Below are 14,881 nucleotides of genomic sequence, written 5' to 3' on the forward strand. Positions count from 1 at the left end.
TCAAAACCAAATGATCCAGCAAGGACAGCGCCCTTAGCGTGGCGCATCGCCGTCCGGATTGCCGCCGGCATCGGGTATTTCACGCCCCGATGCATCGCGATCACGCGAGATATCCTTGGCCGCCGATGGTGGGGCGGCCTTTTGATCAGCTCCGCTATCATCCGTGTCACACGAGGTGTCGTCGGGTTTATCCTCGGACGTTTCGGGTTCTTCTGGTTCGACCTCGGTGATCTTTTTCGGCGCGCCCTTGCCGGCATCACGGATGGCATCGGTCAGCTTGTCGATATCGCGCAGGTTAAGGTCACGCTGCGGGAACGGAATTTCGATGCCTTCATCGCGGAAGCGCTGCACCAGCTCGAAGCGGATCGAGCTTGCGACCGCAATGACATCACCAATGTCACGTAGGAAATAGCGCAGTTCGAAATCAAGCGAGCTGGCCCCGAAATCCATAAACACCACCTGCGGTGCCGGATAGGTCAGGATCTCGCGGCGTTTGTCGGCCATTTCAAACAGGATCTCGCGAACCTTTTCGACATCGGCACCATAAGACACACCGATCTTGATGATGCCACGGCCCGAGCGCTCCTTGAGCGTCCAGTTCAAAACCCGGTTTGAAATCAGCTCGGAGTTCGGAATAACGATCGAGGAGCGGTCAAAGGTCTCGATTTCAGTCGCACGCACCCGGATGTCTTTGACAAAGCCCTGATCAGCCCCGACCACGATCCAGTCACCGACCTTGATCGGGCGTTCGACCAGAAGGATGAGGCCCGAGACGAAGTTGTTCACGATGCTTTGCATGCCAAAACCGATACCGACCGAAATGGCACCGGCGATGATGGCAAGGTTGGACAGATCAAGCCCGGCAGCAGATACCGCAAGCAGGATCGCAAGGCAGATGCCGGCATAGCCAAAGATCGCCGAGACGGAATGTTGCAGCCCCTGATCAAGCTTGGTGTTGGGCAGAACACGCGTGCTGAGCATCCGCTGGAAGAAGCGCATGACGGCCAGCACGATGACAAACATCAGGGCGGCGAGCAGGATGGAACGCAGCGAGAAATGAATGCCGCCAACCTGAATGCCGATAAAGGCCTGCTGAACCGCCAGAATAAGATCGGCCCAAGCAATGTCGGTAAAGATCATCACCGCGACCGGCACGGCGATGGACACCATCACCACATCAATCAAAACCCGCAGCCAGAAATACAGCGTGCCATGCACCGCATCACTAACAGTGCTGTCTTCGCTGCTTTCGGGGCGCACCAGATAGGTGTGCATAAGCGCGCGGCAATAAGCGCGCAGCAGCCAGTAACACGTCAGGAAGGCCAGCGCCATCATCAGGTTTTCAAGGATGAAGCGCGCAAGCGCGACATAGCCGACAACCATCAGCACGGGCATCAGGATCGCGACAACCTTCAGCCCCCGGCGCGAACGGCGTTCGATTTTTGCCCAGAACTCGTGCCGGTCGCGTTCATCATGCTGCCAGAACATCCCAAGCGAGGAAACAAAGAGCAGAACTGAAATGACCAGAACGTTCGAGATGCTTTGGACCAGCGCAATATCAAGCGAGGTGCCCAGCGTCGTCGCCCCTTGCAGCAGCACCATGTCAAAGGCAAAGATCACCGCAACAGCCAGCGAACAGAACCCGACAACCCGTGCGCCTTGCGGCGTTGTACCCGAGCGACGCAAGGTTGGGGCAAAGGGTGAATGCACACTGCGGATTGCAGCACCGACAAACAACAGGAACAGGGCCGCCGCAAAGCATTGCAGGACAAAGTCGCCCATCGCGCCACTTAGCAACGCCTCGCGCGAATCAAGGATGCCATAGGCAATCAAAAGTGCGATCCCCGGCACCAAGGCGGTAAACAGGAACCGCGTGCCTGAAATCAATGACACCCTGTCTTCGTCGGGCACAGAGTTCCAGCGCGCCGGGATATAGCGCAGCACAACCACCTCGCCGCCAATCAGGGCGGCAATGACAATGAAGGTCAAAAGAACCAGTCCGGGGGCCACTTCGGCAAGTTGATCGGCGACCTCGCCTTCAAGTTCAAGGTTGGAATAGCGCGCCTGAACCATGCTGGGTAGCTTGACGATTTCACCCCAGGCATCGAACCAGACAACCGGATCAAGCGGTACATCAACCCGGCCCAGAATACGGCGGGTAAAGCGTTCGCGGGCCAGACCGGCAAGCTGATCAGAGAGTTCGCTGGCGCGGAAATTGACCAGTTCAAGCTGTTTGATCACACCGCCAACGCGCGCGATATTCTCGTTAATGTCTTCGCGTTCACGCGCGACTTCGGGGACTTCTTCTTCGCCTTCTGCCGGCGGTTCGCCAAGTTTGCCAAGGGCAGCTTCAAAGCGCTGCAGGCGATCATTGGCACGCCCGCGCAGCTCATTGATGGCAAGCTGGATGGTCTCGATCCGGTCGCGACCATCGGCAATCACGCGGCCGGTAATATCTTCACCGGAAATCGAATCTTCAAGTTCATCAAGCGTGCTTTCCCATTCCGCGATGCGGTCCTGGGCATTATCGAGTTCGATCCTTTGAACGGTTTCGGAGCGCTGAGCACTTGATTGCGCCACCACCCCGAAGGAGGCCGTCATTGCAAACAGACAGATTGCAAGACCCGCGATTACCTGACGAACTGATGTCATGCCTGATGATCCATTTTGATGCCCGGGATCAAACCCGGCTTCCGTTTCTTGAGTGCTTTTCGCGTTTTGTAAACAGGTTGGCTTGATACTTGTTCACAGAGCCAAACCCTACACTGAGAACAGTAACGAATCATCTAACGTTTCGTTCCCGTTCAGTGATGCGTTGATAATAACCCCGTTCCTGACCCGTACACGCACGGTCAGCCAAGGAGCCCGCGATGAGCAAAACCGCGTTGATCAATGCTTTTGAAATTACCCCGAGCGGCACGGCACAAGCAGTCGGCTGGGATGCCCTGCAAGCCGACCTGCCCGAGATTGCCGAGGGCAATTACCTTTGGGTGCATCTGGACTGGATGGGCGATGGGGTGCGCGACTGGCTGATCAATGTAGCGGGCATTGATGCCACCATCACCGACACGCTTTCGACGCGCGGCACCCGCCCGGCGGTGTTTTTCTATGATCCGGGCTATTCGCTTAATCTGCGCGGGGTCAACCTGAATGCGGAAAATGATCCGGCCGACATGATTTCGGTACGTTTCTGGGTCACAAGCAACATGGTGATCACGCTGCGCAATCAGCCGCTTAAGGCGTTTGATGACATGCGCGCCGCCATTGCCGAGGGCAAGGCGCCCAACAGCATTGATGACTTTGTCCTGACCGTTGCCGAACGGCTTGCTTACCGCGTTGAAAATGTCGTGCGCGGCATGGAGGACGAGGTCGAAGCCCTCGAGGATGATCAGGAAACTGTGGCCGAAGGCAAGACCCTCCCGCTACGCAAACGTGGATCAGATATCCGCCATATGTTGTCGCGCCTGCGCCGCCATCTGGGACCGCAACGCGATGCACTGGCAAACTATGTCGAATTGAAACCGGCTTGGTCCGACAAGCGGTTCAAACGTCGTGCCCGCGCCCTGACCGACAAGACCGTGCGTCTGGTCGAAGAATTTGATTCACTGCGCGAACGCCTTCAGATCGTGAATGAAAACCTGATGGCGATCGAAAGCGAACAGATGAACCGCACCATGTACTGGCTGACGGTGATTGCAGGACTGTTCCTGCCGATCAGTTTTGTCACCGGGCTTTTGGGGATCAATGTCGGCGGCGTTCCGGCAACCGACAGCCCGTATGGCTTCGTCGGGGTGTCAATCATTCTTGCCGTGATCACGGCTTTTGAAATCTGGCTGTTCAAAAAGATGCGCCTGATCTGATGGCAGCATTGCAAAGCGTCTTGTTGCAATGCGATGCAAGTTGGAGCTATGACAAAGTCACGACGTTGATTTCTTTCACTGCATCCGAGATTTGTTGATGACCGACGGCCCGCTTTCCCGTTACCGCGCGAAAATCACCGCTGGTGAGCTGGCCCACGATCCGATGCAGGAATTGTGCGCCGAAAAGCTGCAAAGCCTGAAACACGCGCTGGACCATTACGAGCCGGCAACCGGCACGGGCGGCTGGCGCGAACGGTTTGGCCTGACGCGCAGGCGCGATGAGCCGACCCCGCCGCTTGGGCTTTACATCTATGGCGAAGTCGGGCGTGGCAAATCCATGTTGATGGATCTGTTCTATGAAACCATCGACATTGAAAAAAAGCGTCGCGTGCATTTCCATGACTTCATGCAGGATGTGCATGAACGCATGCACCGTTATCGCCAGACCAAGAAAAAGGATGAGGCGGACCCGATCCCGCCAATTGCCAAGGACCTCGCCAAGGATGCCTGGTTGCTGTGCTTTGACGAGATGCAGGTTACCGACATCACCGATGCGATGATCCTGGGCCGTCTGTTCGAACATCTGTTTGAACATGGGGTGGTGATTGTCACGACATCCAACCGCGTGCCTGATGATCTTTATAAGGATGGCCTGCAGCGACAGAACTTCCTGCCGTTTATCGACATGATCAAGCAGAAGCTTGATGTGCTGGAACTCGCCAGCCCGACCGATTACCGCATGCGCAACCTGACAGCGGCCGAGGTCTTCCTGTATCCGACGACCCGCGAAGAAGCACCTGCGCGCGTTGATGAAATGTTCGCAACGCTTACTGAAGGCGCGCGCGTTGCGCCAGACAGCCTGACGGTGAAGGGCCGCAAGATCGAAATTGCTGCCGCCGGGGCTGGTGTTGCCAAATTCACCTTTGATGAGCTCTGCACCCGGCCATTGGGGCCGGGGGACTACATCGCACTTGCGACCCATTTCCATACCATCGTGATTGATTTCATTCCGAAATTGCCGGACTCCCGTCGTGACTGGGCCAAGCGGTTCGGAACGCTGGTCGATGCGATGTATGAACATAAAACCAAGCTGATCTGTGCGATCGAATGCGATCCGACCGAGATTTACACCGACGGCGATTATTCCTTTGAATTCCAGCGCACGGTGTCGCGCATGACCGAAATGCGCAGTCAGGAATATCTCGATATGGCGCACCTGACCTGATTGCAAAAAACCGGCACAATCGGGCGACCAAACCTGCGGGTGTTGCCCGGGCCGCGAACGAGTATCCCAACTGGCTGGAAGCCGGGCAAAAACGACTCCGGTTGGGCCGTTTTGTAATCATCGCAATTATTCGCCATATGAGCGCTTATCACCGGGTGATTCTTGCGTTTGACGCAGGATAAACGAAGCTTCACGCAAAATTCGTCATATAGCCCAAATCAGGTCCCCACCTGGATCGCATGGCTGATGGCCGTTTCATGCAATGCTGCGGCAGTGTAATCAGGTTCATACGCACGAATTCGCAGCAAAGGCGCGTACTGCCTTTCATTTAGGCAGGCCGCAATCGCAAACCAGCTTTGGTTTTGCTGCGCATTTGCCCACCTTCGCACATGCAACGTGAGTGGTTTTTGAGCGTTTAGACCATAGTTGCAATAAACCCCGAACCGGCGGTTTTCCTCGTAAAAACAGTGGGGTTTCCCCTTGTCATTCGTGCCGATTCAGTTTACGACACTCGATGTTTACGAACGATTATTTCGCGTTCGCAGGTTTAAATTTTCAATCGCGCTCCCAAGTTGAGTTTCGACCCCCAGGAAGCGCAATAGGGAAGAAGGTAACGGAATGGCCCGCAACAAGATCGCGCTCGTCGGCGCCGGCAATATCGGTGGCACCCTTGCTCACCTCGTCGGTCTGAAAGAGCTTGGCGACGTCGTCCTTTTCGACATCGTTGATGGCATGCCACAGGGCAAGTCGCTTGACATTGCTGAATCCTCCCCCGTCGACATGTTTGATGCCGACCTCAAGGGTACCAGTGACTACAAAGACATCGCAGGCGCTGATGTCGTCATCGTCACCGCCGGTGTTGCTCGCAAGCCGGGCATGAGCCGCGATGACCTGATTGGTATCAACACCAAAGTCATGACCCAGGTTGGTCAGGGCATCAAGGAACACGCTCCGAACGCATTCGTCATCGTGATCACCAACCCGCTTGATGCGATGGTTTGGGTCATGCAGCAGGCAACCGGCTTCGATCCGAAGAAAGTTGTCGGCATGGCAGGCGTTCTGGACTCTGCGCGTTTCCGTTACTTCCTCGCAGAAGAATTCAACGTTTCGGTCAAAGACGTTACCGCCTTCGTTCTGGGCGGCCACGGCGACACCATGGTCCCGTCGATCCGTTATTCGACCGTTGCCGGTATCCCGGTTCCGGATCTGATCAAAATGGGTTGGACCACGCAGGAAAAAATCGACGAGATCGTTCAGCGCACCCGTGATGGCGGCGCCGAGATCGTTGCCCTGCTCAAGACCGGTTCCGCTTTCTATGCGCCGGCAGCATCGGCTGTTGCGATGGCAGAAAGCTACCTGAAAGACCAGAAACGCGTCATGCCGGTTGCTGCTTACCTGAGCGGCGAATACGGTGTTGATGGTATTTACGTCGGCGTCCCGGTTGTTCTGGGTGCTGGCGGTGTGGAGCGCATCGTTGAGATCAATCTCGACGAGTCCGAAAAGGCAAACTTCGAGAATTCCGTGAACGCTGTTCGCGGCCTTGTCGATGCTGCCAAGGGCATGCTCTAAAGAACGCGAAACGGGCTGGTCATTGACCGGCCCGTTTTTCAATCATTGTTGTTATTCAAACTTCAATGATCGCGGCCTCTTAACAAAGTCCCATATGCTTTTGCAGGGACATTGAAATCCAGATTTCTGACCCACCGGAAATCGTACGGAAGGCAAGAAAGCGACCGAACATGAATATTCATGAGTACCAGGCGAAAGAAATTCTTCGCAAATACGGTGTGACCGTGCCGAACGGCAAGGTTGCATATACCGCTCAGGAAGCCATCGAAGCTGCCCAGTCCCAGGCTGGCCCGGTTTACGTGGTAAAGTCCCAGATCCATGCAGGTGGCCGCGGTAAGGGCACCTTCAAGGAAGCCAAGGCAGGTGATAAGGGCGGCGTTCGCGTCGTCAAGAGCCCGGAAGAAGTCGGCGTGAACGCTGAACAGATGCTCGGCTCCACCTTGGTTACCCACCAGACCGGCCCGGAAGGCAAAGAAGTCAAACGCGTTTACATCGAAGAAGGCTGCGACATCGCACGCGAACTGTATCTTTCGGTTCTCGTCGACCGCGCTTGCTCGCGCGTGATCTTCATGGCTTCGACCGAAGGCGGCATGGACATCGAAGAAGTTGCCGAAGCAACCCCGGAAAAGATCGTCACTGTTGACATCGATCCGGCTGCCGGCTTCTCGGGCTTCCACGGTCGCAAACTGGCGTTTGCACTTGGCCTTGAAGGCAAGCAGGTTTCCAAAGCTGTCAAATTCATGTCGGCGATGTACCAGTGCTTCCTCGACACCGATGCTGCCATGGTTGAAATCAACCCGCTGGTCGTCACCGGCGACGGCGACATCATCGCGCTTGATTGCAAAATGAACTTCGACGACAACGCGCTGTTCCGCCACGCGGACATCGAAGAGCTGCGCGACGAAGACGAAGAAAACCCGGCCGAACTCGAAGCTGCAAAACACAGCCTCAACTACATCAAGCTCGATGGCACCATCGGCTGCATGGTCAACGGCGCAGGCCTTGCCATGGCAACCATGGACATCATCAAGCTGTATGGTGGCGAACCGGCTAACTTCCTTGACGTTGGTGGCGGCGCAACCAAAGAACGCGTGACCACTGCTTTCAAACTGATCCTGTCGGATCCGAACGTTGAAGGCATCCTGGTCAACATCTTTGGCGGTATCATGCGTTGTGACGTGATCGCAGACGGCGTTGTGGCAGCAGCCCGCGAAGTCAGCCTGAACGTCCCGCTGGTCGTTCGCCTTGAAGGTACCAATGTCGAACTTGGCAAGAAGATCCTCGAAGAATCGGGTCTGCCGATTGTTTCGGCTGACAACCTTGCCGATGCCGCCGAGAAGGTGGTCAAAGCTGTGAAGGAGGCCGCGTAACTATGGCTGTTCTCGTCGATAAAAACACCAAAGTTATCTGCCAGGGTTTCACTGGTTCGCAGGGTACTTTCCACAGCGAACAGGCACTGGCATACGGCACCAAGATGGTTGGCGGTGTAACCCCGGGTAAAGGCGGCACCAAGCACCTTGACCTGCCGGTTTTCAACACTGTTGACGAAGCGGTTCACGTGACCGGCGCCAATGCCTCGGTCATCTATGTACCGCCGCCCTTCGCAGCAGACGCAATTCTTGAAGCCATCGACGCCAAAGTCGAACTGGCTGTCTGCATCACCGAAGGTATTCCGGTTGCTGACATGGTCCGCGTCAAGCGCGCGCTCGAAGGTTCTTCGACCCGCCTGATCGGCCCGAACTGCCCGGGTATCATCACCCCGGACGAATGCAAGATCGGCATCATGCCGGGTCACATTCACCGCCGCGGTAAAATCGGTATCGTTTCGCGTTCCGGTACGCTCACCTACGAAGCAGTTGCACAGACCACGGCCGCTGGCCTGGGTCAGTCGACCTGTATCGGTATCGGTGGTGACCCGGTCAACGGCACCAACTTCATCGATTGCCTCGACCTGTTCCTGAAGGATCCGGAAACCGAAGGCATCATCATGATTGGTGAGATCGGTGGTTCGGCCGAGGAAGAAGCATGTGAATTCCTGCAGGCTTCCAAAGTCAAAAAACCGGTTGCTGGCTTCATCGCCGGTGTTACCGCACCTCCGGGTAAACGCATGGGCCACGCCGGTGCGATCATCTCCGGTGGTAAAGGTACCGCGGATGCCAAAATGGAAGCCATGCGCAGCGCTGGCGTGCTAGTTGCCGATTCCCCGGCAAGCCTCGGCTCGACCATGCTGAAGGCTTTGAAGGGCTAATCTGGGTAGTCAGAGGAAAGGCAAGGGGGGGCGTGGTCCTTCTTGAGGACCATGCCTTCCAAGACCACAAATGAAACCTCAAGATCTCGACACGATTCTTAACGAGTCGAACGCAACCTACATCGCTGAACTTTATGCCCGGTATCTGGAAAGCCCGTCTGCGGTTGACCAGAGCTGGGCTGAGTTTTTTGACGGGTTGCAGGACGACGCCTCCGAACTCCTCGCAGAAATGCGCGGGCCGAGCTGGCAGCCACGGGAAACCAAGGTTGTTGGCGGCATGGAGGGATACGACGTCTCACATGGGCATGCCGAACGCCCGGCTCCGATCGCGGGCTACGCACCGGCACCCCATGCAGCGCCTTCTGCGGCACAGGTCAATTCTGATGCCATCCGTGCTGCGGCCAATGATTCCATTCGCGCCCTGATGCTGATCCGCTCCTATCGCGTACGCGGCCATCTTGAAGCGAACCTGGATCCGCTGGGTCTGACCCCGCGTGAACCGCATCCGGAACTTGATCCCAAGACTTACGGCTTTACCGACGCCGATCTGGACCGTCCGATTTTCATCGCCAATGTTCTTGGCCTTGAAACCGCGACCATCCGCCAGATTGTCTCGCTGGCACGCAAAACCTATTGCGGGTCGATCGGTATCGAATTCATGCATATCCAGGAACCGGAACAGAAATCCTGGATTCAGCAGCGTATCGAAAGCATCGGCAATCAGACGCAGTTTACTGCACGCGGAAAGGAAGCCATCCTTGAGCGCCTGATCGAAGCCGAAGGTTTCGAAAACTATCTGCACACCAAATATGTCGGCACCAAGCGTTTCGGCATTGATGGTGGTGAAGCCCTGATGCCGGCGCTTGAACAGATCCTCAAACGTGGTAGCCAGCTTGGCATCCGCGAGGTTGTGTTCGGCATGCCGCACCGTGGTCGTTTGAACGTTCTTGCCAACGTGATGAGCAAGCCTTTCCAGGCGATCTTCTCGGAATTCATGGGCAACCCGTCCAAGCCGGACGACGTGATGGGCTCTGGTGACGTTAAATATCACCTTGGTACCTCCGCCGACCGCGAATTTGACGGCAACGTCGTTCACCTGTCGCTGACGGCAAACCCGTCGCACCTTGAAGCGGTGAACACTGTTGTTCTTGGTAAGGTCCGCGCCAAGCAGGCCCAGCGTAAAGACACATCGCGCGAGCAGGTTATGGGTATCCTCCTGCACGGTGATGCGGCCTTTGCCGGTCAGGGTCTTGTTGCAGAAACCTTCGATCTGTCGCACCTCAAAGGCTATCGTACCGGTGGTACGATCCACTTTGTGGTCAACAACCAGATCGGTTTCACGACCAAACCGACTGATTCCCGTTCTTCGCCTTACTGCTCGGACATCGCCAAAGTCGTTCAGGCACCGATCCTGCACGTCAATGGTGACGATCCCGAAGCTGTGGTTCATGCTGCCCGTATCGCGACCGAATTCCGTCAGGAATTCAAGCAGGACGTCGTCATCGACATGTTCTGCTACCGCCGCTTTGGCCACAACGAAAGCGACGAGCCGGCATTCACCCAGCCGAAGATGTATGACGTGATCGGCAAACACCCGACCACCAAAGACATCTATGCAAAGCAGCTGGTCAAGGAAGGTCTTCTGACCGAAGAACGCGTCAAGGAACTGGACAAGTCGTTCCAGGATTACCTTGATGAAGAGTTCAAGGCGTCGGAAAACTACCGTCCGAACAAGGCTGACTGGCTTGAAGGCAAATGGTCAGGCCTTGCATCCTCGCATGGCGACGATGCCGACTGGACCGGCAAGACCGGCGTTGAAGAAGATCTTCTTCAGGAAGTCGGACGTGCGCTTTCGACCGCGCCGAGTGACTATGACATCAACCGCAAAATCCTTCGTCAGCTGAAGGCCAAAGCGAAGATGTTTGAAACCGGCGAAGGCATTGACTGGGCAACGGCAGAAGCCCTGGCATTCGGGACCCTGATGTGCGAAGGCACACCGGTGCGTCTGTCGGGTCAGGATTGCCAGCGTGGTACCTTCTCGCAACGTCATGCCAAACTGGTCGACCAGACCAACGAGGCGAAATACACCCCGCTCAACAACATCCGTACCGGCCAGGCCGAGCTTGAAGTTCTCAACTCGCCGCTGTCCGAAGCAGGTGTTCTTGGCTTTGAATACGGCATCACCCTTGCAGAACCGCATTCGCTGGTTCTCTGGGAAGCCCAGTTCGGTGATTTTGCCAACGGTGCACAGGTCATCATTGACCAGTTCATCAGCTCGGGCGAAGCCAAATGGCTGCGTATGTCGGGTCTGGTGATGCTGTTGCCGCACGGTTACGAAGGCCAGGGTCCGGAACACAGTTCCGCACGTCTGGAACGTTACCTGCAACTTTGTGGTGAAAATAACATGCAGGTGGCGAATTGCACGACGCCGGCAAACTATTACCACATCCTGCGCCGTCAGATTCGTCGCTCCTTCCGTAAACCGCTGGTCCTGATGACGCCGAAATCGCTTCTGCGTCACAAGCAGTGTGTGTCGAACCTGTCCGAATTCGGTCCGGGTACGACCTTCCAGACTGTGATCAGCGAAACCGGCAAGCTGGTTGACGACAAAAAGGTCAAACGCGTCGTTCTGTCGTCGGGCAAGGTCTATTACGATCTGCTTGCCGAACGCGAAAACCGTGGCATCGAAGATGTTGCGCTTGTGCGTGTTGAACAGCTTTATCCGTGGCCGGAAAAAGAACTGGCAGCGGAACTGGCCAAATACCCGAATGCTGATGTCGTCTGGTGTCAGGAAGAATCAGAGAACATGGGTTCCTGGTACTTTGTTGATCGCCGGATCGAAGCAACGCTTTCGAGCATCAAGCACAAGACGGGTCGTCCTGTTTATGTCGGTCGCGCAGCATCTGCTTCGCCGGCAACGGGTCTTCTGAAGGCTCACCTGCGTGAACAGGCCGAATTGGTCGACAAGGCACTGAGCGTCTAACACTTTCATCGAACGGGCGAGCAATCGCCCGTTCGATCCGTTCATTTAGAATTCATTCGTATCCTGGCAGACCCACACTGCCTGATTGAAAAAACGGTCGAGGAAAAAATGGCGACTGAAGTTAAAGTTCCCGCACTGGGCGAGTCCGTATCTGAAGCCACGGTGGCAAAATGGTACAAAAAAGTCGGTGAAGCTGTTGCTGCCGATGAACCGATTGTCGAACTTGAGACCGACAAGGTCACCGTCGAAGTCAACGCCCCGGTTGCTGGCGCAATTGCCGAACTGGTTGTTGGCGAAGGTGACGAAGTCGAAGTTGGTGCGCTGATCGCCATGATCAACGAAGGCGCCGAAGGCGCTGCTGCTTCTGATGAACCGGCCAAGGAAGAAGCCCCGGCTGCGAAAAAAGAAGAAGCTCCGGCGAAGAAAGAAGAGCCGAAAGCAGCCCCGGCTGCTGCACCGGCCGCGGCGACTGCGTCGAACAGCGATCATCCGCTGGCACCGGCCGTTCGCAAACTGGTCGAAGACAAAAACCTCGATCCGTCGAAAATCCCGGCTACCGGCAAAGACGGCCGCCTGACCAAGGGCGACGTTCTGAACTTCCTCGAAGGTGGTGGATCGGCGTCCCGCGCTGCTGCACCGGCACCGGCTGCCCCGGCGGCTCCGAAACCGGAACGTGAACTGCGTGACGGCGAAGAGCGTGTCAAAATGTCCAAGCTGCGCCAGACCATCGCGCGCCGCCTGAAAGAAGCCCAGAACACTGCGGCCATGCTGACCACTTACAACGAAGTGGACATGACCAACCTTCTGGCTTGCCGTAACAAATACAAAGACGGTTTCGAGAAGAAACACGGTGTGAAGCTTGGCTTCATGTCCTTCTTCATCAAAGCCTGCACCACGGCGCTGAAAGAATGGCCGGCTGTTAACGCCGAGATCGATGGCAACAGCTTCATCTACAAGAACTACTGCGATGTCGGCGTTGCCGTTGGCACCCCGCAGGGTCTGGTTGTCCCGGTCATCCGTTCGGCAGAGGAAAAAACCTTTGCTGATCTGGAAAGCACCATTGTCGATTTCGGCAAGCGTGCACGTGATGGCAAACTGGGCATGGATGAAATGACCGGCGGTTCCTTCACCATCTCCAACGGTGGTGTCTTTGGTTCGTTGCTGTCATCGCCGATCCTGAACGCACCGCAGTCCGGTATTCTTGGTATGCACAAGACCCAGATGCGTCCGGTTGCAATCGATGGCAAAGTCGAAATTCGTCCGATGATGTATCTCGCGCTTTCCTATGACCACCGTATCATTGACGGCCGTGAAGCCGTTTCCTTCCTGGTACGCGTCAAGGAATGCATCGAGAACCCGGAACGCATTCTGCTCGACATCTGATCAGACAAAAGGATCAAAGAACTCATGAGTGAGAACTACGACGTTGTCGTGATCGGTGGCGGTCCTGGCGGTTATGTATGCGCCATCCGCGCCGCACAGCTTGGCCTTAAAGTTGCCTGCGTTGAAAAACGTGGCGCACTTGGTGGTACCTGCCTGAACGTGGGCTGCATTCCGTCCAAGGCCCTGCTGCATTCCTCGCACCTGTTCGAAGAGGCGACCGAGCATTTCGATACCCATGGCATCGAAGTCTCCAAGCCGAAGGTCAACATCGAAAAGATGATGGCGCGTAAGGACAAGGTTGTTGAAAGCAACACCAAAGGGATCGAGTTCCTGTTCAAGAAGAACAAGGTTACCTATGTCAAAGGTGCTGGCGAAATCACCTCGCCGACCGAAGTCAAGGTTGCCCTTCTGGACGGTGGCGAAGAAACCCTGACCGCAAAGAACATCGTCATCGCGACGGGTTCGGAAGTCACCCCGCTGCCGGGTGTCGAGATTGACGAAGAAAAAATCGTTTCCTCGACCGGTGCACTGGTTCTTCCGAAAGTGCCGAAGAAGATGGTTGTAATTGGCGCAGGTGTCATCGGCCTGGAACTTGGTTCCGTCTGGCGTCGTCTGGGTGCCGAAGTTACCGTTGTTGAATTCCTTGACCGCATTCTGCCGGGCATGGATGGCGATCTGGTCAAACAGACCCAGCGCATCTTTGCCAAGCAGGGCCTTGAATTCAAACTCGGCCACAAGGTTACCGGTGCCAAAACCACCAAGTCCGGCGTGACCCTGACTGTTGAACCGTCCAAGGGCGGCGATGCAGAGGAACTCAAAGCTGACGTGGTTCTGGTCGCCATCGGTCGCCGTCCTTACACCAAGGGCCTTGGTCTGGATAAGGTTGGCGTTGAACTCGACGATCGTGGTCGTGTCAAAACCGACGAACACTTCCAGACCAATGTCGGCGGCATCTTTGCGATTGGCGATACCATCGTCGGTCCGATGCTTGCCCACAAGGCTGAGGAAGACGGCGTTGCACTGGCAGAAATGCTGGCAGGCGAAGAAGGCCATGTCGATTACGGCAAGGTCCCGGGTGTTGTTTACACCTGGCCGGAAGTTGCATCTGTCGGCAAAACCGAAGAACAGCTGAAGGAAGAAGGCGTCGACTACAAAGTCGGCAAATTCCCCTTCACCGCCAACGGTCGTGCCAAGGCGATGGAAAGCACCGAAGGCTTCGTCAAAATCATCGAAGACAAGAAATCGCACCGTGTTGTCGGCGCGCATATTGTCGGCCCGGCTGCGGGCGATCTGATTGCCGAAGTGGTTCTGGCGATGGAATACGGCGCCTCTGCCGAAGACATCGCACGCACCTGCCACGCCCACCCGGCCCTTGGCGAGTCCGTCAAGGAAGCCGCACTGGATGCGGACAAGCGCGCAATCCACATGTAATTGATCAGTTCACTGATCTGCAAACGGCCGCCCCATTTACTTGGGGCGGCCGTTTTGTTTTGGGCATACATAAGTTTGTAAGAGCCCACCTAACCTCACGAGTAGTTACGCGAGCTCACAAAAACACTTAGCTTTGGAGGACCAACCAACAAAACCTATATCCACGTAATTCTGAAAATTCA

Annotated in this window: 9 protein-coding genes; 8 read left to right on the plus strand and 1 reads right to left on the minus strand. The window is 56.0% G+C overall.

Annotated elements, in window-relative coordinates:
* Window positions 1-33: 33 nt before the first annotated feature.
* Entirely contained in the window at window positions 34-2,652 is a 2,619-nt protein-coding gene (locus UF64_RS03815) for a mechanosensitive ion channel family protein (protein ID WP_044827261.1), read from the minus strand.
* Between the two features lie 218 nt (window positions 2,653-2,870).
* On the opposite strand from UF64_RS03815, the gene UF64_RS03820 reads away from it, so the two are divergent.
* The 8 genes from UF64_RS03820 to lpdA all read left to right on the plus strand — a co-directional run bounded on the left by UF64_RS03820 (window position 2,871) and on the right by lpdA (window position 14,699).
* Window positions 2,871-3,860 (plus strand): CorA family divalent cation transporter, encoded by a 990-nt coding sequence (locus tag UF64_RS03820; protein ID WP_044827262.1) that lies wholly within the window; start codon window positions 2,871-2,873, stop codon window positions 3,858-3,860.
* A gap of 97 nt (window positions 3,861-3,957) precedes the next feature.
* Window positions 3,958-5,085 carry a cell division protein ZapE gene (zapE, locus tag UF64_RS03825; RefSeq protein ID WP_044827263.1) on the plus strand — a complete coding sequence of 376 codons (1,128 nt, stop codon included), beginning with the start codon at window positions 3,958-3,960 and terminating at the stop codon, window positions 5,083-5,085.
* A gap of 618 nt (window positions 5,086-5,703) precedes the next feature.
* Window positions 5,704-6,654, plus strand: coding sequence for a malate dehydrogenase (gene mdh / locus UF64_RS03830; protein ID WP_044827264.1), 951 nt, complete (start codon window positions 5,704-5,706; stop codon window positions 6,652-6,654).
* A gap of 140 nt (window positions 6,655-6,794) precedes the next feature.
* Window positions 6,795-8,024 carry an ADP-forming succinate--CoA ligase subunit beta gene (gene sucC / locus UF64_RS03835; protein WP_255353079.1) on the plus strand — a complete coding sequence of 410 codons (1,230 nt, stop codon included), beginning with the start codon at window positions 6,795-6,797 and terminating at the stop codon, window positions 8,022-8,024.
* Between the two features lie 2 nt (window positions 8,025-8,026).
* The gene (sucD, locus tag UF64_RS03840; RefSeq protein ID WP_044827266.1) at window positions 8,027-8,902 is read left to right on the plus strand and encodes a succinate--CoA ligase subunit alpha; all 876 of its coding nucleotides are present in this window, start codon (window positions 8,027-8,029) and stop codon (window positions 8,900-8,902) included.
* Between the two features lie 70 nt (window positions 8,903-8,972).
* Window positions 8,973-11,885 carry a 2-oxoglutarate dehydrogenase E1 component gene (locus UF64_RS03845; RefSeq protein ID WP_044827267.1) on the plus strand — a complete coding sequence of 971 codons (2,913 nt, stop codon included), beginning with the start codon at window positions 8,973-8,975 and terminating at the stop codon, window positions 11,883-11,885.
* 108 nt (window positions 11,886-11,993) lie between these two features.
* Window positions 11,994-13,268, plus strand: coding sequence for a 2-oxoglutarate dehydrogenase complex dihydrolipoyllysine-residue succinyltransferase (gene odhB / locus UF64_RS03850; protein ID WP_044827268.1), 1,275 nt, complete (start codon window positions 11,994-11,996; stop codon window positions 13,266-13,268).
* Window positions 13,269-13,292: 24 nt separating this feature from the next.
* Complete coding sequence (lpdA, locus tag UF64_RS03855; RefSeq protein WP_044827269.1) at window positions 13,293-14,699, plus strand: dihydrolipoyl dehydrogenase; 1,407 nt, start codon at window positions 13,293-13,295, stop codon at window positions 14,697-14,699.
* Window positions 14,700-14,881 lie beyond the last annotated feature (182 nt).

It is taken from the genome of Thalassospira sp. HJ (assembly GCF_000948415.1).
Lineage (GTDB): Bacteria > Pseudomonadota > Alphaproteobacteria > Rhodospirillales > Thalassospiraceae > Thalassospira.

Coding starts and splice junctions, on each gene's coding strand:
- UF64_RS03815 (WP_044827261.1), bottom strand. CDS start 2,652: ATGACATCAGTTCGTCAGGTAATCGCGGGTCTTGCAATCTGTCTGTTT.
- UF64_RS03820 (WP_044827262.1), top strand. CDS start 2,871: ATGAGCAAAACCGCGTTGATCAATGCTTTTGAAATTACCCCGAGCGGC.
- zapE (WP_044827263.1), top strand. CDS start 3,958: ATGACCGACGGCCCGCTTTCCCGTTACCGCGCGAAAATCACCGCTGGT.
- mdh (WP_044827264.1), top strand. CDS start 5,704: ATGGCCCGCAACAAGATCGCGCTCGTCGGCGCCGGCAATATCGGTGGC.
- sucD (WP_044827266.1), top strand. CDS start 8,027: ATGGCTGTTCTCGTCGATAAAAACACCAAAGTTATCTGCCAGGGTTTC.
- UF64_RS03845 (WP_044827267.1), top strand. CDS start 8,973: ATGAAACCTCAAGATCTCGACACGATTCTTAACGAGTCGAACGCAACC.
- odhB (WP_044827268.1), top strand. CDS start 11,994: ATGGCGACTGAAGTTAAAGTTCCCGCACTGGGCGAGTCCGTATCTGAA.
- lpdA (WP_044827269.1), top strand. CDS start 13,293: ATGAGTGAGAACTACGACGTTGTCGTGATCGGTGGCGGTCCTGGCGGT.